Genomic DNA, 24772 nt, shown 5'->3' on the forward strand with positions numbered 1-24772 from the left:
CATAGACCCCAGTTTTGTGGTCATATAGCGCGTTAATGAACACAAACGATTAATAATAATGACAACAAATAATCAGGCGATATCAAGCCGATGGTCAAGTCGGTTAAGTTTTATACTGGCCTCCTCAGCTGCCGCTGTGGGTTTAGGCAATATCTGGAAATTTCCCTACGTTATGGGTGAGAACGGCGGCGGTGCCTTCGTTCTGGTTTATCTTCTTTGTATTTTAGCCATTGGCATTCCAATTATGATGGCCGAGGTGGTTATTGGCCGTCGTGGCCGACACTCACCAGGCTACGCGGCTAAATCGGTCGCACTGGAATCGGGTAAGCATCCGGCCTGGCAAGTTGCAGGTTGGCTGGGAATGTTGACCGGCTATCTGGTTTTAAGCTTCTACGCGGTTATAGCGGGCTGGGCGCTGGCTTATGTCTTTAAAGCCGCACAGGGTGTGTTTACCAATGCTTCTGCCGAAGCAGTAGGCAAAACCTTTGATGCTCTGCAAGCGTCGCCCGGCGAATTGATGATGTGGCATAGCCTGATTGTTGTCGCTACCATCTTGGTGGTTGGCAACGGCGTTAAGAATGGTCTGGAAAGATCAGTACGTTTCTTACTCCCCTGCATGATTGTGTTACTGGTTTGTATTGCTCTTTATTCCGGCAGTATTGGAGACTTTTCTACGGCCGTTGGCTTTATGTTCGAACCGGACTTCAGTAAGTTGAGTGTTAACGGTGTTATGGTCGCGTTAGGCCATTCTTTTTTCACTCTGGGGTTGGCTTCCGGTGTTGTGATTATGTACGGCGCTTACTTACCAAGAGAAACTTCCATAGTACAAACCAGTGTCTGGATTGCTGTTATTGATACCTTTGTCGCGTTGTTAGCGGGACTAGCAATATTTCCTCTGGTTTTCGGTTACGGCTTAACGCCAAGCGAAGGTCCTGGCCTTATTTTCACTACCTTACCTTTAGCTTTCAGTGAGATGCCTGCCGGAGGCTTTGTCGGAACCGTATTCTTCATTATGCTGGTTATTGCGGCGTTTACCTCGGCAATTGCCATGATTGAATCATCGGTTGCCTTTGTTTCAGAAAAGTTTTCCTTAAGCCGCTGGCCGGCAACCTTAGTTTCTGCCGGAGTACTATGGCTTCTGGGGCAGTTGACCATCCATTCATTTGCCGGCTCCGGCTGGGCTCAATTAGATTCCGAATGGTTAGGTAAGCCAATTGAGTCACTCTTTGATATTATTGACGTTTTAACATCAAGCTTACTGTTGCCGCTAGGTGGTTTGCTGCTCGCTTTATTAGCGGGCTGGGTAATGCGTTCGGAGTTTTCAAAAGACGAACTGGATACGAAAAAAGGCATTTTTGATGTCTGGCTGCTGTGCGTTAAGTATATTTCGCCAGTCGCTATTATTATTATTTTTTTACAGCTGATCGGCTTTATAAAACTTTAGGTTGAATAGTTAAATGAGTCATAAAACAAAAGCACCCAGTTTATTACAGGCACTAATTCCTTTACTTGCTCTTATCGCAATGTTGTCTTCGTCAGTCTATTTATTTGGCGAAGACTCTTCCTATGGACCTAACCAGATAGCATTGCTAGTGGCTGCTGGTATCGCCGTTATTATTGGTTTTAAAAATGGCTTTAGCTGGCAACAAATAGAGGAGGGTATAACTGAAGGTATTTCTGTCGCTCTGGGCGCAATGTTAATCATTCTTGCGGTCGGTTCGTTGATAGGAACCTGGTTACTATCCGGTACCGTACCTACTCTCATCTACTTTGGACTTGAGCTTCTTAACCCGAGCTTATTTTACGCAGCAAGTTGCATTATTTGTGGTGTGGTTGCGCTTTCTATAGGCAGTTCCTGGACAACCGCAGCGACCATCGGTGTGGCATTAATGGGCGTGGCTTCCGGCATGGGACTGGAGCCTGCCATAGCGGCAGGTGCGATTATTTCCGGGGCTTACTTTGGTGATAAAATGTCACCTTTGTCTGATACCACAAACTTAGCGCCCGCCGTTTCAGGAACAGAGCTGTTCGCCCACATTCGTTACATGGGATACACAGCAGGTCCTGCGTTCGTTATCTCGGTATTATTGTTCTTAATTCTTGGACTTAATGCAGACACAAATGTCAGTTTACAGCGTCTTGAACTGATGCAGGAACAGCTGAATGCAACCTTTAACGTGGGTTGGGAAATGCTGGTACCTCTGGCTGTATTGCTGTATTTAGCCGCCACCCGGAAACCTGCGTTACCAACAGTATTTTTTGGGGCCTTGTTGGGGGGAGTCTGGGCGTTAATTTTCCAACCAGAAATGGTCAGTCAAATAGCAGGAGAAGAGGGCTGGGTACCGGCGCTAAAAGTGGTTTGGCTGGCATTATCTGATGGCGTAACAGTGAGTACAGGCAGTGCCAATCTTGATTCATTGTTAAGCGGCGGCGGTATGTCGTCAATGTTAAATACCGTCTGGCTCATTTTAAGTGCCATGACCTTTGGCGCTATTATGGAAAAAGTAGGTCTGCTGGAACGCTTTATCCGCGGCATGCTGAAGTCAGCGAAGAGTGTTGGTTCGCTGGTTACCGGGACCATTTTTACCTGTTTTGGTGCGAACGTACTAACCGCAGACCAATATATGGCAATTGTATTGCCAGGGCGCATGTTCAAAGAAGAATATGAGCGTCGTAATCTGGATCCGAGAGTGCTTTCCCGTACTCTGGAAGACAGTGGTACCATCACATCGGCTCTTATTCCCTGGAATACATGCGGAGCTTATATGTTTTCGGTACTTGCCGTAAGTCCGTTCGAATATGGTATTTATGCGTTCTTTAATTACCTGACACCGCTAATTGCCATAATTCTCGCCTATACCGGCTGGACTATCTTGTATTTGAATCCACAAGACAAAACGGCTGAAGCCTAATTAGAGCCAGTAGCCGTACGTAAGAGAGTGACTTAAAGAACTAAATACAGAAGGAAGCTATGACACAGTTACCAAAGGCTAAATATCGTAAAGATTATCACGAACCTGAGTTCACAATAACGGATGTCGATTTAACCTTTAATCTTCATCCAACAGAAACTCGGGTAACGAGCGTCTTAAAAGTTGTACGGCAAGGCGATCATACAAAGCCTTTGGTACTCGACGGGGAACAACTCACCTTACTGAGCTTAAAAGTCGATGGTGAAGAGGTTGCTGAGGACGTATATGAGTGCAATGAGCACAGCCTTTCACTTAATACTTCGCTCAAGGCGTTTACCCTTGAAATTGAAAATAGCGTTAACCCAACGGCTAATGAGGCGCTTGAAGGCCTGTACCTGGCTGAAAACACCTTCTGTACGCAGTGCGAAGCAGAAGGCTTCCGACGCATCACTTATTACCCCGACCGTCCTGATGTTCTGGCAAAATTTACAACCACAATTATTGCCGATAAGGCAGAGTTTCCATACTTATTATCAAATGGTAACCGCATAAAGCAGTTGGATCTTGATAACGGAAAGCATATGGCAACCTGGCAGGACCCGTTTCCTAAGCCTTGCTATCTGTTTGCTCTTGTCGCGGGTAATTTCGATGTATTACGTGACGAATTTACTACCCGGGAAGGGCGTACCGTTGATTTAGAGCTTTTTGTCGATAAAGGCAACCTGGACAGAGCAGATCACGCCATGTTGTCGCTTAAGAACGCGATGAAGTGGGATGAGGAGCGTTTTGACCTAGTCTACGATCTGGATATTTATATGATTGTAGCCGTCGATTTCTTCAATATGGGAGCCATGGAAAACAAAGGCCTGAACGTTTTCAATGCGAAGTACGTTTTGGCTAATCCCGCGACGGCAACCGATCAGGACTTTCTTAACGTTGAATCCGTTATTGGTCATGAATATTTCCACAACTGGACTGGCAACCGCGTGACGTGCCGTGACTGGTTCCAATTGAGCTTAAAAGAAGGGCTGACTGTTTTCCGCGATCAGGAGTTCAGCTCAGACCTTGGCTCCAGAGCCGTCAACCGCATTCAGGATGTCCGGGTTATTCGCAGCCACCAGTTCGCTGAAGATGCAGGGCCCATGGCGCATCCGATTCGACCGGATAAAGTGGTTCAAATGAATAACTTTTATACGGTTACGGTCTATAACAAAGGCGCCGAAGTTATTCGGATGATCCACACCTTATTGGGAGAATCCGGTTTTCAGAAAGGCATGAAGCTTTATTTTGAGCGTCACGATGGTAAGGCTGTAACCTGTGAAGATTTCGTTCAGGCTATGGAAGATGCAAACGGCGAAGACTTCAGTCGGTTCCGTCATTGGTACTCGCAGGCAGGAACACCTGTTGTAACTGCCGAGCAGTCTTACGATAAAGATGCGAAGCAACTAACCTTGGTGCTCAAACAGGAAACCGCGTCTACTCCCGGCCAAGCGCAAAAGGCACCTTTTCATATTCCGGTTAAATGGTCAGCCTATAGCGAGCAGGGCGCAGAACTGTCATTAAGTGATAATGAGCTATTGCACTTAAAAGAGAGTGAAACGACTTTTACCTTTGATAATGTTGCGGAGAAACCGATTTTATCGTTATTCGATAATTTCTCTGCGCCAGTTAAAGTAAAACGCACCATAAGCGATGACGAATTGCGGGTACTGCTGGCTCATAGCAAAGATGACTTTAGTCGGTGGGATGCGGCACAGTCGTTGTTTACCCGAATGATTGAAAAGGGAATTAATGATAATTCTGCTATCGAATTATCAGCACAAACGATTGATGCATGCAGGAACCTGCTTCAGGCCAATACGGATCCGGCACTAAAAGCTCTGGCCTTAACACTGCCTTCAGCCTCAACTATTGCTGATAGTTATGAAACCATTCCGGTAGAAGCAATTAATACCCAGTTGAAGTCCCTAAAAACACAACTGGCAGTTGCCCTGGAGGATGATTTCAGCCAGCTTCTGAGTGCGTGTAAATCAGAAAAAGCCTACCAGTTAGTGGGTGATGAAATAGCCAAACGTCAGCTGAAACAGGTGTGTTTAAGCTACTTAGCCGAATTAGGCGACGCCGCGACCGATAAGTTGGTGCAACAGTTTGACCAGGCCGATAACCTGACTGATCAACTGGGTGCAATGCAGGCCGGCGTGTGGGCAAATCATTCTGCAGCCGAGTCTTTACTTAATAAGTTTGAGCAGCAATGGCGTGGCGAAAAACTGGTAATGGACAAGTGGTTTAGTACTCAGGCACTAGCTAATAACGACGCAACGGTGGAGCGAGTTAAAGATTTAATGACGCACCCGGATTTCTCGTTAAAAAACCCAAACCGGGTGTATTCACTGCTTGCCGCGTTCACTCAGAATCAAGCTCAGTTTCATAAAGCTGACGGGGCAGGGTATGAACTGATAGGCTCAGTCATTCAACAACTGAATACCAGCAACCCTCAGGTTGCCTCAAGACTGCTCTCTGCTTTTGTCAGTTGGCGCCGGTATGATGAGAATCGCCAGCAATTAATGCGCAATCAGCTTGAATCTTTACGTCAATTGCCAAACCTGGCCAGTGACTTATTTGAAAAAGTAGAAAGTTGTCTAACTGAATAATTATTTAAAGGTATTAAGCAACGGTGATCATCGAGTATGTTTTTAACCTAAGTATGAGCTATCAGGAGTTTTGTGATGTTTATTACAGTCAGGGTTATCAACAAGTTGTAGTAACGACCGTTAACGGCACGCGGGTAGCATTGCCCGCGGGTCGTCTAATCCCTTTTATCGATAACCAGGGAGTGCGTGGACGCTTCCTTTTACAAGTTGATGAGCAGCAAAAGTTTGTGGGATTAAAACGGCTGAATTAGAGTCCATTCATTTAAACTAAATAGTTATATTATTTTACTTGCCATATCTGGTCTAAACACCTGTTTTTAGCGCGAATAAGCGTTGAAACCCCAGCGTAAATGTTCGACAATAACATCAATCATATATTCTCTGGCCGTGGGCCGCATTTGGGCTTGCCTACGACGTTTCACCAACAACCTCAAGGACTCTGCAATTATGTCGTTGGTCGATAGTCAATCTCCGGTTTTACTGGAAAAAGTCGTTGAATTGATAAAAAAGAAAGTTCCCGCCTCTCAAGCGCACTTAGTAGCAGATTTTGCCAAGCGCTTATATCGCAATATTGCCAGTGATGATTTAACGAACCGCCACGATAGTGATATGTACGGTGCGGTTTTGGGTTTATGGCACAGCTTTAATGAGTATAAGCCCGGTGATAAAGCACTGATAAAAGTCTATAACCCTGAAGTTCCTACAGACGGCTGGGAATCTCCCCATACCATTATTGAAATTATTCAGAATGATATGCCGTTTATGGTCGATTCAGTGCGAATGGCGCTGGCTCGCCTAGGCATTACATCGCATTTATTACTGCATATGCCGTTAAGTCATAAACGGGACAAAAATAGTCAGGTTACCGAATTACAGAAACCGGGTACCCGTAGCGATGATAACTATGTCGACACGGTTTTTCTTATTGAAATAGACCGCCAAACCAGCAAAGAAGAGATAAAAACGTTAAAAAGTGAGCTGGTGTCGGTAATGGAAGAAATCAGTCTTGCGGTTGAAGACTGGCAGGCAATGCGTAAGCGTCTACAGACGGTTTCGGAGCAACTGGATCATGAATATTATCCAGGCTCAAAAAAAGAAAAGAAAGAAATTAAAGAGTTCTTACAATGGCTGGCCAATGATAACTTCACGTTAACCGGTTACCGTTCCTATGAGCTGACTCCGGTGAAAGGCGACTACGAACTCAAACAGGTTAAAGACTCCAGTCTGGGGTTAATGAAAAACTCCGTTAGTGAGAAAGGACGTTTGGTTTCCAGCTTACCGGAAGATGCGCGCGAAATAACGCACAATGAACGTCTTTTGTTGTTGACCAAAACCAACTCGAAATCACGGGTTCATCGTCCGGCATACTCAGACTACATTGGTGTTAAACGCTTTAATGAAGATGGCGAAGTCATAGGCGAAGACCGCTTTATTGGGTTGTATTCAGCAAACTTCTATAACAACAGTGCTCGTGATATCCCATTGGTAAGTGAGAAAATATCTCGCGTATTAGACATGTCAGGCTTCGCTCCACAGTCTCACGCGGCTAAAGCACTGTTGAATATTTTAGAGACCTATCCTCGTGACGAGATTGTACAAGCAGAAGAAGACGACTTATTGACCGTCGGCCTCGGCGTACTGCAAATGCAAGAGCGTGATATGACCCGCGCTTTCTTGCGCCGTGATATTTTCGGTCGCTTTATGTCGTGCATGGTTTATGTGCCAAAAGAGCGCTACAACACCTTGTTACGTCAACGGACTCAAAGTGTGTTGGCGCGTACATTGAAAACTGAATATGACGTCGATTTTACCACATATTTTTCAGAGTCCTCATTAGCGAGAACACATTACACCGTGCGTTTGAGCGAAGACCATCAGGATGTGAACGTGAATGAACTAGAACAGAATTTAATTGAAGCGGCCCGCACCTGGGAAGACAATTTTGAACGTATTTTGCAGTCAACTTTTGGCGAAGCGAATGCTACCCGTTTAAATAAACGATACGCTACGGCATTTCCCCGTGCGTATAAAGAAGACGTTTTACCGTCGGTAGCAATTTCAGACATAAAACAACTGGAATCGTTAAACGACGAGCATAAGCTGGGTATGGTCTTATACCGTGCTCAGGAAGAAAAAGACGACAGTAAACATCTGCATTTGAAGCTGTTCCATAAAGACGAACCGATTCATCTGTCGGACGTACTGCCGATGCTCGAAAATTTCGGGTTACGGGTTATTGGCGAAAGCCCTTACCAGATTAAAACAGGCGACGGTGATGTCTACTGGGTTCTTGATTTTCACATGCTTCACACGGCAGGCTCGTTGAACTTGGAAGAGAGTCGTGAAACCTTCCAGGAAGCCTTTGCGTTAGTCTGGAACGGTAAGTTAGAAGACGATGGATTTAACCGTTTGGTACTAGGCGCCGGCATGAACGGCCGTCAGGCAACTATTTTACGTATGTTTGCGAAATACATGCGCCAAATTGGTACCACATTCAGCCAAAGCTACATAGAGAGTACATTCAGTAAATATCCTCTGCTGGCCAAGCTGGTTGTGAAAATGTTTTGCAGCAAGTTTGAACCGGGTACAAAAGGTGTTGAGAAAAAGCTCGAAGCACTTCATACCCGCATTAATACCGAGCTGGATAACGTTGCCAACCTAGACGACGACCGTATTATTCGTCGCTATGTCGAACTGATTGATGCGGCTTTGCGTACCAACTTCTTCCAGAAAGACGAGCAGGGCAACGACAAACCTTATATTTCGGTTAAGTTCTTGCCTGAGCTGGTACCGGAAATGCCGTTGCCGTTACCTAAGTTTGAAATTTTTGTTTACTCGCCGAAAGTCGAAGGTGTGCATCTTCGCGGCGGTAAAGTAGCCCGTGGTGGCCTGCGCTGGTCAGACCGTCGTGAAGACTTCCGTACCGAAGTGCTTGGCCTGGTAAAAGCTCAGCAAGTGAAGAACACCGTTATTGTACCTGTGGGTGCAAAAGGCGGCTTTATTTGTAAGGCTTTGCCGGAGGACAGAGAAGGCATGATGGCCGAGGGTAAAGAGTGCTATAAAACCTTTATCCGTGCGTTACTGGACATTACTGATAACATCGTTGAAGGCGAAATTGTTCCTCCGAAAAGTGTTGTTCGCCGTGACGAAGACGACCCGTACCTAGTTGTTGCCGCAGATAAAGGTACTGCAACTTTCTCTGATATCGCTAACGGCATTTCAGCTGAATATAACTTCTGGCTGGGTGATGCCTTTGCATCAGGCGGCTCAGTTGGCTATGACCATAAGAAAATGGGTATTACCGCTCGCGGTGCCTGGGAATCAGTTAAACGCCATTTCCGCGAAATGGGTATCGATTGCCAAACCACAGACTTTACCTGTGTCGCTATAGGCGATATGGGTGGCGATGTATTTGGTAACGGCATGTTGCTGTCCAAGCATACGCGCTTACAAGCGGCCTTTAACCACTTGCACATCTTTATTGATCCGGAGCCAGACGCTGCGAAATCCTGGGAAGAGCGTGACCGTTTATTCAAAATGCCGCGTTCAAGTTGGGATGATTACAACCGCGAATTGATTTCAAAAGGCGGTGGCATCTTCAACAGAAGTGCTAAAGCGATTGAGCTAACGCCTGAAATTAAGAAAATGCTGGGTACCCAGAAAAAATCAATGACACCGAATGATTTGATCAAAGCCTGCTTAACGATGGAAGTTGATCTTATCTGGAATGGTGGTATCGGTACTTACGTTAAAGGCAAAGCCGAAACCGACAGCGATGTTGGTGACCGCGCTAACGATGCGTTGCGCGTTAACGGTCGCGAGCTGAACGCCAAAATCATCGGTGAGGGCGGCAACTTAGGCTTTACTCAATTAGGGCGTATTGAATTTGCGCAAAACGGTGGGCGAGTTAACACCGACTTTGTCGATAACGTGGGTGGCGTGGACTGCTCAGATAACGAAGTTAACATTAAAATCTTATTGAATGGTTTAGTTAACAGTGGCGATCTGACGAAAAAACAACGCGATAAACTGCTTTACGATATGACCGACGATGTCGCGAAGATTGTTCTGGATGACTGTAACAGACAAACACAGTCAATTTCGGTAACAGCATTGCGTGGCACCGATCAAGTTAAAGAATACACGCGGTTTATTCATCATCTTGAGCGCGAACATTCGTTGAATCGTCAGCTTGAGTTTTTACCCGATGATGATGAATTAGTTGAGCGTCAGGCAACGAACCAGGGCTTAACGCGTCCGGAGCTGTCCATTATTACGGCTTACGGAAAGATGGTCCTGAAAGAGCAGTTGATAACGGATGAAATTACGGAAGACCCGTACCACATGCGTGAACTTTTTGACTCTTTCCCGGAGGCCTTACGTGAGCGTTTTGCTGACAGCATGGTATCTCATCCGCTGAAAGGTCAGATTATTGCAACTAAGCTTGCCAATAATATCGTCAACGATATGGGGCCAAACTTTGTTTTCCGCAAGCAAGAAGCAACCGGATCAACTGTTGCTGAAATAGCTTCTGCTTATGTCGTTGCCCGCGAGTGTTTTAAAGTTGAAGAGCTGTGGGGACAAATTGAAGCGCTGAATAATAAAGTGCCTGCCGAAGTTCAGAATGAGGTTTTATTCCAGCTTCGTCGTATGGTTCGCCGCGCAACTCGTTGGTTCCTGCGTCACCGTAACCCAGCTCTGAGTGGTATTCAGGAGCACTTAGATTTCTACATGGGTGCATTTGATGACTTACGCGAGAACAGCCTTAAGTATATGGTTGAAGATGAAGCTAAAGTCATTGAAGAAACGATTGAGAAGTACAAAGAACATGGCTTCCCGGCCAAGTTAGCAAAACAAATTGCGAGCCTGAGCACGGTATTTTCTGCCATGGATCTTGCTGAAGTTGCTAATGAAACGGGACAGTCGTTCAAGACGGTTGGTACGCTTTACTTCCGCTTAGGTGCGGAAATAAACCTACATTGGTTCTTAATACAAATTAATAACCAACCTGTGGCGAACCACTGGCAAGCCCTGGCAAGAGCGGCATTCCGCGAAGAGCTAGACTGGCAGCAACGTTCATTAACTCAAGTTGTACTGCGTTCAACACCAGACGTGAGCGATCCGGAGAAGATGATAAGCGAGTGGATAGAGCAAAACGAAGTGCTATTATCTCGTTGGCAGCAAATGCTATCAGACTTCCGTACAACGAAGAGCCACGAGTTTGCTAAATTCTCGGTTGCTTTGCGCGAGCTTATGCTGTTGAGCCACAACTGTGCACCTAAAGTGATCAGTTAATGTACAACCTGATAAAGCCATTGTTGTTCCGTCAGGATCCTGAGAAAACGCACGAGTTAATGCTCGGGATCTTGCGTAAATGGCATCGCACACCGTTGTCGCTGTTTTGGAAACAAAACGTAGCCAGCAAACCGGTTCGGGTTATGGGAATTGATTTCCCTAACCCGGTCGGTTTAGCCGCTGGTCTTGATAAAAATGCCGAGTGTATAGACGCATTTTCTCAAATGGGTTTTGGTTTTATTGAAGTGGGTACAGTGACACCTGTAGCTCAGCCGGGTAATGATAAGCCTCGTTTATTCCGCTTGACCGAAGACGAAGCAATTATTAACCGCATGGGTTTTAATAACCATGGGGTTGATGAGCTTGTTAAAAATGTCAAAGCGTCTTCTTATAAAGGCGTGTTAGGCATTAATATCGGTAAAAACAAAAACACGCCGGAAGAGCAGGCCATTGATGACTACCTTGCGTGTCTGAATAAGGTTTATCCTTACGCAGACTATGTCACGATTAACATTTCATCTCCTAATACTCCGGGTTTAAGAAACCTTCAGCACGGCTCCAGTCTTGATGGCTTATTGTCCAGCCTTAAAGCGGCTCAGCTGACTTTGGCAAAAGAGCATGATCGCTATGTGCCGCTGGTGGTTAAAATAGCTCCGGATCTTGAAAATCATGAAGTTGAAGTTATGGCGCAGTCATTATTAAAGAATGAAATGGACGGCGTAATAGCAACCAACACAACTTTGTCGCGTGACGGGTTGCAAAGCAGTCAGGCCGGTGAAACAGGGGGCCTAAGCGGTAAACCACTTAAGGATAAAAGTACTCGAGTGATAGAGCTGTTGTGTAAAACTTTGCAAAGAAAAATACCGGTTATAGGCGTTGGTGGTATTGATTCAGTTGAGTCAGCAGAGGCCAAACTCAAGGCTGGAGCGAGCCTGGTGCAAGTTTACACTGGGTTTATCTATCAAGGCCCAAGGCTAATTCGCTCAATTGTTAGTCACTTGTAATGGTTAAGTGACTTTAGTATCTTATCGCAAAGCTTAAATTCTTCTAATAATAAAGGCTAACATCGTGGAATCGGAATCCCATTGGTTATGGTTATTCAATACAGAAAGCGGCAAGCTTAGCGTTAAGCTAAGTGATACCGACGTATTTGATACGCCTTACAAACCGAGTCAGCTAGTCAATATTCACTTTAATGAACAAATGATGGATATTGAAGACGCGACAACTTTCCAAATCGTTAGTGAAACATTAGAGGCTTACCCTGCAGATAAAATGCCTTGTGCACCGCAAAACGCAGCTCTTAATGCAACTGCCTGGTGTCGCTTTGGTCGTCCTCAAATGCCACAGAGTTGGCATTTTCAAAAATCTGATATTAGCGAATGGCCGTTAGAGCGGCGTTTATGCGAATTGAACTCAGGTTTTGATCAGGGGCTGTTCTTAATTCTTGATACCGATGATGAATTTGCGACTTGCTTACTATTAAGTGAGGGCATGCAGCTTTCTGCGATTAAATCGCTGCGTCAGTACCATGTCATTAAAGTCACCTTAAACCGCTTGTTACCGGCAACCGTCGATTTAGCTTTGTCAGCTCAGTCTAACTGGGGACAACAGTTGGCGTAGTGGCTTTAAATATAAAGCTTGCGTCTTAAGTCTATTTTCAGGCTTACTTGGGAATTTATTCAAAGAAAGAGTATTTAGCAGGAAGGCATTACTGAATTCTAATTCCGGACGTTGGTTGCGGGGGCAGGATTTGAACCTACGACCTTCGGGTTATGAGCCCGACGAGCTACCAGACTGCTCCACCCCGCGTCCGATTGAGAGCGCATAGTATAGTCATAATTCGTGCCGCGCAAGCTTTATTTAAACCAACTGCATAGTATTTATACAAATACGGTTTAACTGCTGTTTTATTAGTCATTCTCTATGTAATTCCCTTATTTCAGCTGGAATTACAGACAGCCACTGAGCTCTCCGTTATAATTGTCCCCTTAATTTTTTAGGCGAAGTTTCTATGTATCGTTTTTTTATTGCGTGCTCCAAAGGCCTTGAAGGGCTTTTGTTTGATGAGTTGCAAGAGTTCAATTTAAGTCACGTTAAGCAAACCCTTGCGGGCTGCTATATCGAGGCTGATTTGCAGCAAGCGTATACCGTGGCTATGTGGTCCAGGTTAGCAAGCCGTATGCTATTACAACTGGGTGAAAAGGAAGTTTCCAGCCTGGATGAGATTAAACTGGCATTGACTCAATTCTCGTGGAGCAAGGTTTTCGATGCGAACAGAACCTTTGTAGTTGATTTCTCTGGCGGTAACGACGACATTCGCCACACTCAGTTTGGCGCACAGTTAGTAAAAGACTGTATTGTCGATAACTTTCGTAATAGCGGATTTGAACGCCCCAGTATCGATAAGCAGGACCCGGACATTCGTATTGCCGTGCGAGTACATAAAGACAAGCTCACCTGGTCTTTAGACTTTACCGGTGACGGCATGCACAAAAGGGGATATCGCCTGCAGCAGGGTGAAGCACCGCTGCGGGAAACCTTAGCTGCCGCTATATTAGTCCGCGCCGGCATCAAAAACGAATTGGAAAAAGACGAGCCCGTTATTTTTGACCCCTTTTGTGGCTCGGGTACCTTAGTCATTGAAGCCGCCATGATGGCAATGGACCACGCACCAGGTTTGAGCCGCGCGCATTGGGGCTTCTTGTTTTGGCATGAACATTCGCCGCAACTGTGGCACGACGTGCTAGAGCAGGCTGAGCAGCGCTTTAAAGAAGGTAAGAAGAACTTTAAAGGCCATTTAAAAGGCTCTGACAACAACCCTCATTTGGTCGCTAAAGCTAAAGATAACGCCAAGCGTGTGCTATTGCATGAAGTGATAGAGTTTGAAGTTGCGGATGCAACAAACTGTGAAGCACCGGCAGAAAGTGGCCTGTTAGTCTGTAATCCTCCCTACGGTGAACGTCTGGGTGAGGCCGTTGAAACCTTACTGTTGTACCGCCGTTTTGGCCGTCAACTAAAAGACACTTTCCAGAATTGGCATATAGCGGTACTGGCAGGAGACGAACAGTTACTTAAACGTCTGAAACTGCGCAGCCATAAGAAATACCCGCTATTAAACGGTGCAATTCCGGTTAATTTGGCTCTTTACGACTTAACTAAAGAGCAACCTGACTTCGCAGAGAGTCAAGCTGACGACCTGGTTAATCGGGTTAAGAAGAACCATGCAAAATTAAGCAAGTGGGCTGACAAGGAAGGACTGGATTGCTGGCGTGTTTATGATGCCGACATTCCTGAGTACAACGCCGCTATCGATATTTATCAGGATTACGTGGTTGTACAGGAATACGCAGCTCCAAAAGACATTCCGGAAGGCGTTGCCAATGACCGTTTGTGGTTCATGCTCGAGTCTTTGAGTTCAGCCTTGCCGGTGTCAGAAGATAAAATCATTTTGAAACGCCGCCAACGGCAAAGCGGTAAGCAGCAGTACGAAAGACAATCGCAGGACAGCACGGTGTTAACGGTTAATGAATACGGCGCCAAGTTTGAGGTGAATTTAACTGATTACCTTGATACCGGCTTATTTATGGACCACAGACTGGTGCGTAAAGAGCTACTGGATAAATGCGAAGAATTGGATGTGCTGAATTTATTTGCCTATACCTGCACAGCCTCTGTTCAGGCTGCCAGAGCCGGAGCCGCACGAGTTGTTTCTGTTGATATGTCGAAAACTTACCTGAAGTGGGGCGAGCGTAACTTTGCCTTAAACCGCTTACGAGGCGACTACCAGTTTATTCAGGCTGACTGCTTTATCTGGATGCGGGAACAACGTGGCAAGCAACTGTTTGACGTTATTTTCCTTGATCCGCCCACCTTTAGTAACTCAAAACGGATGAGCGGAACCTTAGACATACAGCGTGACCACGTTGGTTTGATAAAAACCGCCACGGGAATGTTGAAAGAGGATGGCGTGATTCTATTCTCTAACAATAGAAAGAAATTCCGCATCGACACCGAAGGCCTGGATAAAGCCGGTCTTGAGGTAAATGATCAGACCCAGGCCTCAATACCCGAGGACTTCAAACGCCATAAAGGTATTCATCATTATTATATTATTTCACGGGCTTAATTAATGTCTGCGTTTTATTTGCTTACGAAACCAAACTGTCCGCTTTGTACTCAGGCTATTCAGTTACTGCATTCGCTCGACCTGGAAGAGCCGGTTGAACTTGGAGTAGTCGACATTGCCGAACAGCAGGAGCTGCAAGAAGAGTATGGCTGGTTAGTACCAGTATTTATTCGGGGAAAAGACGACGCCGAGCTGCGTTGGCCTTTCGATGCTAATCAATTGCTGGAGTTTGTAGAGCAATGAGTTTATTACGTGTACAGGATGCACACCTGGCCTTTGGCGCTGACGCCATTTTAGACGGTGTTGATTTCACCATTGAAGCCGGTGAACGAGTTTGTTTGGTTGGCCGTAACGGTGCCGGTAAATCTACCTTTTTAAAAGCAATAGATAACGAAGTGGTCTTAGATTCAGGCCAAATACAGTGGGTGGGCGATACTAAAGTGACCCGTTTGCCGCAAGACCCACCTCAGCAGTCCGAGCAGAGAGTATTTGACTACGTAGCAGAAGCTCTTGCTGAATCGGGCAAGGCGTTGGCTCGTTATCATGAATTGTCTGCCAGTCTTACCGACTCGCCCAGCAGTGCAACTCTTGATGAAATGGACAAGCTGCAGAATCAGCTGGATGCCGTTAACGGCTGGCAAGTGAATACCCGTATTGAGCAGGTTTTAACTCAGCTGCAATTACCCGCAGATGAAACCATGGCAGCACTTTCCGGTGGTTGGTTGCGTCGCGTGGCGCTGGCTCGTGCCTTGGTGGTTGATCCGGACATTTTACTGTTAGATGAACCGACCAACCACTTGGATATTGAAATGGTGCGTTGGCTGGAAGAGCAAATCGTTAACTTTTCCGGCGCCGTGTTATTTATTAGTCACGACAGGGCATTCATCCGCCGTTTGGCCACACGAATTATTGATTTAGACCGCGGACATTTAACCAGTTACCCGGGCAGCTACGATACCTACCTGCAGAAAAAGCAGGAAGCACTGGAAGTTGAAGCAAGCCACAACGCTGAGTTTGATAAAAAGCTAGCAGCTGAAGAAACATGGATACGCCAGGGCGTTAAAGCGCGCCGCACTCGTAACGAAGGACGGGTTCGTGCGCTTCAGGACTTGCGGAAGCAACGTCAGCAAAGACGCGAGCTTCAGGGTAAGGCAAATCTGGCAGTGAACGAGTCATCACGTTCCGGTAAAAAGGTGTTTGAAGGCGAAAATATGGCTTTGCGCTTCGGCGAGAAGCCTATTATTAATGACCTCGATCTCTTGTTGATGCGCGGCGACAAAGTAGCCTTTGTCGGGCCTAATGGTTGCGGTAAAAGTACGCTGATTAAAGTTATTCTCGGTATGCAGGAAGTAGACAGCGGTAAGGTTCAGCTGGGCACTAATCTGGAAGTCGCTTACTTTGATCAACACCGAGCGCAGCTTGACCCTGAACAAACCGTTATGGACAACGTTGGTGACGGCAAGCAGGATATAGAGTTTCAGGGGCGTAGCCGCCATATTTTAAGTTACCTGCAGGACTTCCTGTTTTCACCGAAACAATCACGGACTCCGGTTCGGGCGCTTTCCGGTGGGGAAAGGAACCGGGCATTGCTAGCAAAAATATTGCTTAAGCCCAGTAATATTCTGGTACTTGATGAGCCAACCAACGATCTCGATATTGAAACCTTAGAACTGCTCGAGCAAATAGTTGCGAATTATCAAGGCACGGTTCTGTTGGTCAGTCACGACAGGGAATTTGTCGATAATACCGCGACTAGTGTGCTGTACTTTGAAGGTGAGGGCGTTATTACGGAAATTATTGGTGGTTTTACCGAGCTAAATCACTATTTAGCGGCAAAAGCGGAAAATTCATTTCATAGCAACGGAACCAAAGCGGTAGCTAAAGAGTCTGACAGCAACAAAAGTTCGCAAAATAAAGGAAAAACCGCAGACAAAGGTTCAGACAAACCGCGGAAGAAGTTATCCTATAAACTGCAACGCGAACTAGAGCAGTTACCCAAAGTTATTGCAGAAAAAGAAGCAAAACTTGAAGAATTACAACAGTTAATGAATGAACCGGGGTTCTTCGAACAGCCATTAGAAAAAACCGAACCTGTAATGACTCAAATTGCCGAAATTGAAGGGCAGTTGATGCAGGATCTGGAGCGCTGGGAAGAACTGGAAAACTTATCAGAACAGAGTAGTTAGTTAATGAAATCATTTACGTTGAAGTCACTTACCATCGCAATTGTTTCAACAGTCTCTTTTGCATCTGCAGCAGACACTTATAATATTGAAACAATTGAAACTTTGAATAATTATCGAAGCAGTATCCCGCAAAGTATTAACGCTAGTGGGCAAATTGTTGGTGTTGCACGTTTTCCCGAAAATGTGGAGATTGATTTTTCTAAAGTTCCTTCGCGACTACTCGCGCAGATAGGTTTTGATCCCGAAGAAGATGAAGAGCTGACTATTGCTCAGTATCAGGCAATTGTAGAAAACCTCGGAAACTATGCAAATAGTAGCCTTCAGACTCAGCGTATTGGATTGAACCAGGCTTTTATTTATAACGGAACCAGCAGTGAAGTTAACGCGGTATCAGCAACCGCGGATCAACTCGCCAATAGTGTCGATAGCTTCCTGTACTCAATCAATAATTCCAATACAGCGGTTGGCGTAACCAGTGCACCGTTTGAGCTTATTGAACATGAATATACCAACTCTGACGATGAAACTGAGACTGCAGAGTACTTCGTATCAGACTTTCTAAGTCGCGGAATGTGGTACAACAACGGCGAAGCCAGTGTGGTTGAACCTGAAGCTCAGGATTACCTGGGGGGCGAAAGTGCAATTTTTGATATAAACGACAGCGGACTTGCTGCCGGTTATGAAAGCGTTGCTTTAAGTCCTGCCGCAACGACCCGAATTGAAGAAAGCTGCGAAGATCCTGAAGTTGCCAGCGCATCACAACCTTTAGAAGTTTGTGTGTGGGGCATCTGGAGAGGTTTACAGAACGCCGATGCGTCGAATATTGCTGCGTTTAATAACAGCCGTTATCGCTATAGCCGTCCGCGTTCAGGTTACAATGCAGGACGTTCTATCTATGACATTCGTGGAAAGTTGTGGCAGTTTGACGCCAGTGGTGAGGTCATTGACGCAGTTGAATTACCAACTTTAGAAGAAAGAAGAAGCGACGATGAAAATGACTTTTCAAGCTACGCTTATGCCATTAATAACAATGACATAGCGGTAGGGCAAAGCTGGACATATCACCCTGACCGCGGTGCTATTCGTATGCCGGCAATTTTCCAGAACCAGGAGGCACAGCCTGTAACTGAAGACCCTATTTATTTGTGGGGCTCAGCAACAGACATCAATGACTCGAATATTGCTGTAGGCCATTTAACCAAACGTCCTGCAGGAACTCTGCGTAGCTACGGCTTCTATTATGATGTTGATGCGGGTGAACTGACGATTTTAGACAGCTTCTTTAATGGCGCGTCGACCGTGGTTCGCAGTATCAATGACAATGGCGAAATGGTCGGTACAGCAGAGGTTGACCCAACACTTTCTCAGGTTCGTGCACGCGCTGGTTTTTACTATGATATGAGTGCAGAAGCCCCACAAATTATCAACCTGAACAATACGATTAGCTGTGACAGCGAATACAATATTGTTGATGCTAATGATATTACCGAAAACGGTGAGATTATTGCTACGGCGCTCAAAACTGAAGAGTATACAGACGAAGAAGGGGAAACTCAGACTCGTGAAATTCTTGTCAATATAAAGCTAGATCCTATTGAAGGCGAACTTAATAACTGTACTGACAATGAAGAACCTGTAGAGCGTCAGGGCGCAGCTGTCGGGCTTGGCTCGCTACTTGGATTTGGCGCCTTAGGTTTGCTTATTACCGGAATAAGAAGAAGAACCTTCCTTAAGACCAAAAAATCATAATAGGTCTTAAAATAAAAAGTAGCACAGTTTCAATCCGTTAAAAAAAGTCAATGGATACTGTGCTGCTTTTACAATTGAACTCTCACCAAATAAGTCTATCAATAGTAATGAGGCAGCAAAAATGTCTCAACTCTCTAAATAATAATCTGTGAATAACAGGCGAGGGATAGATTTATGAAAAGACAAAAGCGCGATCGCTTTGAAAGAGCACATACTCAAGGCTTTAAAGCTGGTTTGCATGGTCGCTCAAAAGACAACTGTCCTTATCAAACCCAGGATGATTTTCGTTCCCACTGGCTGGGAGGTTGGCGAGATGCAATGGAAGCCCGAAATACCGGCTTATTCCGCTGATTGTCAGAGACATTAAAGGTTAGACGAAACGCCGATAGCGAAAGCATCGGCGTTTTTTTCAATTCAAAGAGGGACTAAAAAGTAGAAGTGTCGGTAAACAAGCCAACTTTTAAGTCTTTGGCTGTGTAAATTTCGCGACCATCAACTTCAACACGACCATTACCAACGCCCATAAATAGTTTACGTTTAATAACTCGTGTCATATCAATAAAGTAACTGACTTTTTTGTGTTCCGGCAGAATTTGTCCGGTGAATTTAACTTCACCAACACCTAACGCACGACCGCGCCCAGGGCCACCAGACCATGCCAGGTGAAAGCCAAGCAGCTGCCACATAGCATCAAGACCCAAACAGCCAGGCATTACCGGGTCACCTTTAAAGTGACAGTCAAAAAACCAAAGATCAGGGTTAATATCGAGCTCGGCATGGATAAAACCTTTTCCGGCCGATCCGCCGTCTTCGTTAATTTCAATGATGCGATCCATCATTAACATATTAGGTGCAGGCAACTTACTGTTACCGGGACCAAACATTTCCCCGCGACTGCAGGCGAGAAATTCTTCGCGAGTAAAGCTCGATTGATTCATAAATACCCTAATTAATTGTTCGAAAAAACTAGGCAGCAGTCTAGCGTACAACTGTACGCTAGACAAATCCGACAAGTGACTTCTCAGCTAAAAAGGCGCCGCCAGAAACCCCGGGGTTGATCATTATCAGAACTATCCAGTGTTCGTTCCCGAACTTTCTGAAAAAGTTCTTTAACCGGCGTGTCTGTCAGTAACTCTAACGCTTCCTCAACATGCTCTACCGTGTACACATGAAATTTACCGGCTTTAACCGCGTCAATGATATCGTCATTGAGGTTAAGCTGATGTCTATTCGACTGAGGAATAATAACGCCTTGCTCGCCATTTAAGCCCCTGTGAGCACAAAGCGCATAATAACCTTCAATTTTTTCATTCACTGCACCAATAGACTGAACGTTACCAAACTGATCTATCGCGCCAGTAATAGCCAGCGACTGCTTCAGCGGCTGCTCAGCCAGAGCTGAAATCAAGCAGCAAAGCTCGCCAAGTGATGCGCTGTCGCCATCTACCTCATAGTAAGACTGCTCAAATACCACGGTTGCTGATACTGATAACGGCTCATGGCGGGCAAATTGGTTGGCCAAATAGGCGCTTAAAATCATAACCCCTTTAGTGTGAATATTACCGGAGAGGTCAGATTTACGTTCAATATCAATAATATCGCCATCACCATAGTGAGTGGTCGCAGTAATTCGGGAAGGCTCACCGAACTCACTGCCGCCCATAGTTACTACCGTCAGGCCATTTAGCTGGCCAACTGCAGAACCATGAGTGTCTATTCGAACCTGCTGTTCGAGTATGCTGCGGCGGCTCAGTTCAGCCAGATTACCTTCACGATCCCGTTGTTGCTGCAGCGCTAAATCTATTGCGACTTTATCTATCTTCGCATGTTGATTCTGCAGCGCACAGTCGTTGGCTTCACGAAGCAGTTGCAATAACTGTATTGTGTTTAACGTGAGCTCCTGCTGATAATCCGTGTATCGCGCGCAAACTCGCAGTAAGGCTGAGTAACCATCTGTACTTAACGGCAGCACATCGGCGAGTTGCCAAACATACTGCAAGTAATTGAAGTAGGGCGCTACCGGCTCATTCTGAGTTGCATAATGGCCGTGAAAATCTGCTAAAAACGGGAAGAAGTTATCAAAGTCTTCGTCATACTCGCGCAGCTGTGCGTATTCGCTACGGGAACCCAGTAAAATAATCTTAATATTAATGGGCACAGACTCGGGTCGATAAAAGAATGCCGCGCCGGATGTTGGTGACTGGCGAGGCCACTCAAATTCTCCACCTTCGATAACATCTTTCAGGCGTTTCCAGAGCGTGATGTTTTCAAGCAACTGAGCAACTTCAATAGCCAAAACGCCACCGTTCGCTTTATGCAAAAGGCCGGCCTCAATCAAATGCAGCTCTGAACTGATCGTTCCTTCAACCGATTGCACACCAATGTGACCAAAGAGACGTTCCTCGGTAACACGGTCGCAATAGTAGTAAGGGGCAGGGTGCTGATGTCCCACTAAAACAGAGGCCAGACTTTCGCCCTGGATGTCCTCTGCCTTTTTATCCCGTATTTGTTGCATGTAATCACGCAGCTTGTGGGTATCAAACTGTTCAATAATGGTGTTGTAAGCTTCTTCGCGCTGATCTAACGGTCGCTGCAAAAAGCCCCATATCGCTTTAATTGCTGCGTCGGCGGTTCCTGACGGCAAGTTAACGCATAGAGGACGCAGAGGATCGGACGGATTCGCCAGATACAGCCAGTCATACCAATTAGTGAACTCCCAACGACTATCTGTAAAGTAGGCATCCAGGATGTCCCGTTTTAAAAGGCCACCAGGAAATAAAGCATAAATATTAGAGTATGTACCATGCTGACGTAACGCGTTGTTTAAGGCTGTAACAGCACGTTTTTGCCCAACTAAGGCATCTTCTTTCAGTTCCGCAGGCAGCTCTTTGAGCCACTCGCCGGTTTGTGGCTGTAGCGCCAGACAGTCTAATTTCATTAAATTGTTCTTCTCTTAACTAGCAATAACGACATGATAACAGAAATGCTGAATTGAGAGAGATTTGCTGTGGGAAATAACGACGGTCTGCGGGATCTTTGTCGTTTTGTCACTGGGGAGAAACTTCTTGTTAGCTCTCCATGATTCAAAGCTGATTTGCGTTAATCAGCGACCTTATAAGGCTAAGGATAGAGAACCAGATTACCTACATTTGTTGATACTGGATCTGAGTATGCTAGTATTTTTTATTCAAGTAACTATTTGGATGATCATATGATTAGTAGATTATTAACTATAACTCTTAGCGATAACCGCAGATGGATCGATAGTGTTTATACTGGATAGTTGCATCTATTAAGTATCAGGAGGAAAAAGTGACTTTAGAAACAGAATATAACTACATCAATATTATTGCCTATTTTATTTCATCAGGAGTTCCAATTATTATTTCTGGTTTTGTTTTATACTGTCTATACAAAATCATGAAGTCACTTAGGAGTTTAGCGGTTGCTCACAAGGAACTAGTGGAAATTACCAAGAATGAAAATTAACCAGTATTTCCTACAATACGCCAGTTGCAAAAAGGCTCGTATTGAGGAAGCCAGCCGCGAGCCATAACATCCACATAACGCTTAATGACGAGCGGAGGATTACCATCAAACTAACGATAAAGCGCTCTTAGACTCACGCCAAAATGGTCAGCAGCAGCCTTATAGTTAAAGGCGAAAACACGCACAAAGTTTGTCTGAAATTCAGTTGCCACGATGAAACTTCCTCCTAAAAACTAGAAATCATCTCAAGTTACTCGAGAGAACTAAAGACCGGCTTGGAAAGCACCTAAAACTCATTACAACTTAATTGCGTATAATGTATATTATGTTAAATCATAACTATATCAGTATAACTCTAGTACGAAGCACTTACTTTTTAAAACGGCTGCTGTGCAAGATGCGGAAGCTTTTCAGCGAGGAAATCGATAAGAACACGCACTGCCGGCAATATTCCCCGTCGGTGTGAATACGTCATATGCATGATCCCGATGGGTAGATGCCAGTCAGTTAAAACGGGGACGAGTTCCCCGCTATTCACTGCATCGTTGCAGAGGTAATTTGGTAAAGCGACAATGCCGAGTTTTTTTATTGCAGCTTCTCGTAAGACAATCATGTCGTCGGTGATAAGCCGGGGTTTTATTCTGATATTTTTTTGCGGGCCTGAGCTGTGGATCAATTCATAACCATATCGTCCGTTGGTGTAATGCATACTTAAATGTTCGAACGTTAATAAGTCCTCAGGCTCAGTTATCGAGTTATGATTTATTAAGTCTGGAGCAATATAAAGGGTTTGAGGAGCCTGACTTATGGGTCTGGCTATTAAACTTGAGTCTTCTATATTTTTTCGTACGCGTAGAGCAATGTCGATGCCCTCTTCTATTAAGTTAACCGGCCGGTTTGTCACTACAAGCTGAATTTCAACTTCCGGATACAAACTCATAAATTCCGGTAACACCTGGACTAACAAGCTTTGACTTAAGGCGTAGGGCGCGCTTATTTCGACTTTCCCCCTGGGTTTATCCAGTAAACGTTGTGTCACTTGTTGAGCTGATTCAGCTGCGCTGACAAGACGCTCGCAGTGCACCAAAAATTCGCGTCCAATGTCGGTTAACTTGAGGCCTGACCGGCTTCTGTGAAACAGCCGGGTCCCCTGCTCTTGCTCAAGTATAGCCATTTTTCGGCTTATGGTGGATTTGGGCAGACCGAGCTCCCGGGAGGCTGCGCTGATACTGCCGCAGGCCATGACCTGAGCGAACAGGTAGTAGTTTGTGACATCAGGAAAAGACATAGTGAAAACCTCAAGGTTCCGAATTTGGAACGATAGTTTCCATTTTAACCACTTATTAGATTAATTGGAACGAATTATAATCCGTGCATCAATTAAAAAAACAAAGAGGTTTCTATGAAAGTTTTACATTTGGATTCAGGTATCTTTTTAGAACAATCTGTTAGTCGTCAGGTTAGTCAGAACATTGTTAATAAACTTATGGAAAAACAAGATATTACTCTTGTGCATCGAGACTTGGTTGCCAACCCTGTTCCTCACCTGGCTGCCGATGAATTATTAGCTGAAGAGAAGCCGCTAATTGATGAGTTGGTTAAAGAGTTGCTCGATGCAGATACCATTGTCATTGGTGCGCCAATGTATAACTTTACTATTCCAACCCAGCTAAAAGCCTGGTTTGATCGTGTATTGCAAGCTGGCGTCACTTTTAAATATACAGAGCAAGGCCCTCAAGGTCTGGTAAATGGCAAAAAAGTTTATATCGCCTCTGGTCGTGGGGGGATCTACTCTCAAGGTGACGCTCAGGCTATGGATCACAGGAAAGCTACTTAAAACAGGCACTGGCTTTTATCGGTATTACTGACGTAACCATCATTCGTGCCGAGGGCATGAACATGGGTGATGAGCCGCGTGAAAATGGCTTTAAAGAAGCTGAACAGGAAATTGAAGCAATATAAGGTTTTAACAGCGCACCTTATTCATCATCACGGTGCGCTTTAATCTGCACATCATCCCCGAGCTGCAGAATTTCGATCTCTATTGGCTGACAACAGATCTGACAATCGACAATCTGGTGTTGGCCAATATCATTTAGCCAATCAATTTCAATGTCATTTATTGCCATACAGTAAGGACATTCGAACGTTTTTGGATCCGTTAAGCTCATACAAGCCTCTTATTTTCATCTGTAATCTACAATAGTAATCGAATCTGAAGAAATTTGCGTAACATACAGACAACCTTCTTTTAACAAAATAGCTGAGTACGAATGATGGCATCATGGTTCAGGCAGTCTGTTTTTTTAATTCCGTTACTATTAATGCTGGCAGTATTTAGCAACCCAGCCTTGGCTCAGG

At 45.2% G+C, this 24772-nt stretch carries 17 protein-coding genes, 1 tRNA gene and 1 pseudogene; 14 read left to right on the forward strand and 5 right to left on the reverse strand.

The window, feature by feature from the left end:
* Positions 1-58 precede the first annotated feature (58 nt).
* The 7 genes from RJ32_RS07715 to RJ32_RS07745 all read left to right on the forward strand — a co-directional run bounded on the left by RJ32_RS07715 (position 59) and on the right by RJ32_RS07745 (position 12481).
* Positions 59-1444, forward strand: coding sequence for a sodium-dependent transporter (locus tag RJ32_RS07715; protein WP_034820859.1), 1386 nt, complete (start codon positions 59-61; stop codon positions 1442-1444).
* A gap of 13 nt (positions 1445-1457) precedes the next feature.
* Entirely contained in the window at positions 1458-2912 is a 1455-nt protein-coding gene (nhaC, locus tag RJ32_RS07720; protein WP_034820862.1) for a Na+/H+ antiporter NhaC, read from the forward strand.
* 59 nt (positions 2913-2971) lie between these two features.
* Positions 2972-5563 carry an aminopeptidase N gene (gene pepN / locus RJ32_RS07725; protein WP_034820863.1) on the forward strand — a complete coding sequence of 864 codons (2592 nt, stop codon included), beginning with the start codon at positions 2972-2974 and terminating at the stop codon, positions 5561-5563.
* A 23-nt stretch (positions 5564-5586) separates the two neighbouring features.
* Positions 5587-5814, forward strand: coding sequence for a DUF2835 domain-containing protein (locus RJ32_RS07730; RefSeq protein WP_034820865.1), 228 nt, complete (start codon positions 5587-5589; stop codon positions 5812-5814).
* A 196-nt stretch (positions 5815-6010) separates the two neighbouring features.
* Positions 6011-10858 (forward strand): NAD-glutamate dehydrogenase, encoded by a 4848-nt coding sequence (locus RJ32_RS07735; protein ID WP_034820867.1) that lies wholly within the window; start codon positions 6011-6013, stop codon positions 10856-10858.
* Positions 10858-11862, forward strand: coding sequence for a quinone-dependent dihydroorotate dehydrogenase (pyrD, locus tag RJ32_RS07740; protein WP_034820869.1), 1005 nt, complete (start codon positions 10858-10860; stop codon positions 11860-11862). Before RJ32_RS07735 ends, pyrD begins: the two co-directional genes overlap by 1 nt.
* A gap of 64 nt (positions 11863-11926) precedes the next feature.
* On the forward strand, positions 11927-12481 hold the full coding sequence (locus tag RJ32_RS07745) for a cell division protein ZapC domain-containing protein (protein ID WP_011234527.1): 555 nt from the start codon (positions 11927-11929) through the stop codon (positions 12479-12481).
* Positions 12482-12593: 112 nt separating this feature from the next.
* On the opposite strand, the gene RJ32_RS07750 is transcribed toward RJ32_RS07745, so the two are convergent.
* Positions 12594-12670 (reverse strand) — tRNA-Met (locus tag RJ32_RS07750).
* Between the two features lie 202 nt (positions 12671-12872).
* Between RJ32_RS07750 and rlmKL the strand changes: the two genes are divergently transcribed.
* From rlmKL to rmf, 5 genes are all read left to right on the forward strand, one after another.
* Complete coding sequence (gene rlmKL / locus RJ32_RS07755) at positions 12873-14987, forward strand: bifunctional 23S rRNA (guanine(2069)-N(7))-methyltransferase RlmK/23S rRNA (guanine(2445)-N(2))-methyltransferase RlmL (RefSeq protein WP_034820871.1); 2115 nt, start codon at positions 12873-12875, stop codon at positions 14985-14987.
* 3 nt (positions 14988-14990) lie between these two features.
* Entirely contained in the window at positions 14991-15230 is a 240-nt protein-coding gene (locus RJ32_RS07760) for a glutaredoxin family protein (RefSeq protein ID WP_011234529.1), read from the forward strand.
* Positions 15227-17173: an ATP-binding cassette domain-containing protein gene (locus RJ32_RS07765; protein ID WP_034820872.1), complete on the forward strand. Its 1947-nt coding sequence runs from the start codon at positions 15227-15229 to the stop codon at positions 17171-17173. Before RJ32_RS07760 ends, RJ32_RS07765 begins: the two co-directional genes overlap by 4 nt.
* A 3-nt stretch (positions 17174-17176) precedes the next feature.
* The gene (locus tag RJ32_RS07770) at positions 17177-18922 is read left to right on the forward strand and encodes a DUF3466 family protein (RefSeq protein WP_034820873.1); all 1746 of its coding nucleotides are present in this window, start codon (positions 17177-17179) and stop codon (positions 18920-18922) included.
* A gap of 174 nt (positions 18923-19096) precedes the next feature.
* Entirely contained in the window at positions 19097-19273 is a 177-nt protein-coding gene (gene rmf / locus RJ32_RS07775) for a ribosome modulation factor (RefSeq protein WP_011234532.1), read from the forward strand.
* Between the two features lie 74 nt (positions 19274-19347).
* Here the strand turns inward: rmf and fabA are convergent, their stop codons facing one another.
* Complete coding sequence (gene fabA / locus RJ32_RS07780) at positions 19348-19860, reverse strand: 3-hydroxyacyl-[acyl-carrier-protein] dehydratase FabA (RefSeq protein ID WP_034820875.1); 513 nt, start codon at positions 19858-19860, stop codon at positions 19348-19350.
* A gap of 83 nt (positions 19861-19943) precedes the next feature.
* Positions 19944-21860, reverse strand: coding sequence for a Lon protease family protein (locus RJ32_RS07785; protein ID WP_034820877.1), 1917 nt, complete (start codon positions 21858-21860; stop codon positions 19944-19946).
* A gap of 374 nt (positions 21861-22234) precedes the next feature.
* Here RJ32_RS07785 and RJ32_RS14875 point away from each other — a divergent pair, with 374 nt between their 5' ends.
* Complete coding sequence (locus RJ32_RS14875; protein ID WP_158511975.1) at positions 22235-22411, forward strand: hypothetical protein; 177 nt, start codon at positions 22235-22237, stop codon at positions 22409-22411.
* A gap of 376 nt (positions 22412-22787) precedes the next feature.
* Here the strand turns inward: RJ32_RS14875 and RJ32_RS07790 are convergent, their stop codons facing one another.
* On the reverse strand, positions 22788-23699 hold the full coding sequence (locus RJ32_RS07790; protein ID WP_034820879.1) for a LysR family transcriptional regulator: 912 nt from the start codon (positions 23697-23699) through the stop codon (positions 22788-22790).
* Between the two features lie 114 nt (positions 23700-23813).
* On the opposite strand from RJ32_RS07790, the pseudogene RJ32_RS07795 reads away from it, so the two are divergent.
* Positions 23814-24373: pseudogene (locus RJ32_RS07795) on the forward strand (FMN-dependent NADH-azoreductase).
* 17 nt (positions 24374-24390) lie between these two features.
* On the opposite strand, the gene RJ32_RS07800 reads toward RJ32_RS07795, so the two are convergent.
* Positions 24391-24582: a CPXCG motif-containing cysteine-rich protein gene (locus RJ32_RS07800; RefSeq protein WP_034820882.1), complete on the reverse strand. Its 192-nt coding sequence runs from the start codon at positions 24580-24582 to the stop codon at positions 24391-24393.
* Positions 24583-24772 lie beyond the last annotated feature (190 nt).

Origin of the sequence: Idiomarina sp. 28-8 (assembly GCF_000320945.2) — a bacterium.
Lineage (GTDB): Bacteria > Pseudomonadota > Gammaproteobacteria > Enterobacterales > Alteromonadaceae > Idiomarina > Idiomarina loihiensis.

Excerpts from the sequence above, each read along its gene's own strand:
- pyrD (WP_034820869.1), top strand. The coding sequence starts at position 10,858 with ATGTACAACCTGATAAAGCCATTGTTGTTCCGTCAGGATCCTGAGAAA.
- RJ32_RS07715 (WP_034820859.1), top strand. The coding sequence starts at position 59 with ATGACAACAAATAATCAGGCGATATCAAGCCGATGGTCAAGTCGGTTA.
- RJ32_RS07765 (WP_034820872.1), top strand. The coding sequence starts at position 15,227 with ATGAGTTTATTACGTGTACAGGATGCACACCTGGCCTTTGGCGCTGAC.
- rmf (WP_011234532.1), top strand. The coding sequence starts at position 19,097 with ATGAAAAGACAAAAGCGCGATCGCTTTGAAAGAGCACATACTCAAGGC.
- RJ32_RS07800 (WP_034820882.1), bottom strand. The coding sequence starts at position 24,582 with ATGAGCTTAACGGATCCAAAAACGTTCGAATGTCCTTACTGTATGGCA.
- nhaC (WP_034820862.1), top strand. The coding sequence starts at position 1,458 with ATGAGTCATAAAACAAAAGCACCCAGTTTATTACAGGCACTAATTCCT.
- RJ32_RS07760 (WP_011234529.1), top strand. The coding sequence starts at position 14,991 with ATGTCTGCGTTTTATTTGCTTACGAAACCAAACTGTCCGCTTTGTACT.
- RJ32_RS07785 (WP_034820877.1), bottom strand. The coding sequence starts at position 21,860 with ATGAAATTAGACTGTCTGGCGCTACAGCCACAAACCGGCGAGTGGCTC.
- fabA (WP_034820875.1), bottom strand. The coding sequence starts at position 19,860 with ATGAATCAATCGAGCTTTACTCGCGAAGAATTTCTCGCCTGCAGTCGC.
- rlmKL (WP_034820871.1), top strand. The coding sequence starts at position 12,873 with ATGTATCGTTTTTTTATTGCGTGCTCCAAAGGCCTTGAAGGGCTTTTG.
- pepN (WP_034820863.1), top strand. The coding sequence starts at position 2,972 with ATGACACAGTTACCAAAGGCTAAATATCGTAAAGATTATCACGAACCT.
- RJ32_RS07770 (WP_034820873.1), top strand. The coding sequence starts at position 17,177 with ATGAAATCATTTACGTTGAAGTCACTTACCATCGCAATTGTTTCAACA.
- RJ32_RS07790 (WP_034820879.1), bottom strand. The coding sequence starts at position 23,699 with ATGTCTTTTCCTGATGTCACAAACTACTACCTGTTCGCTCAGGTCATG.
- RJ32_RS07735 (WP_034820867.1), top strand. The coding sequence starts at position 6,011 with ATGTCGTTGGTCGATAGTCAATCTCCGGTTTTACTGGAAAAAGTCGTT.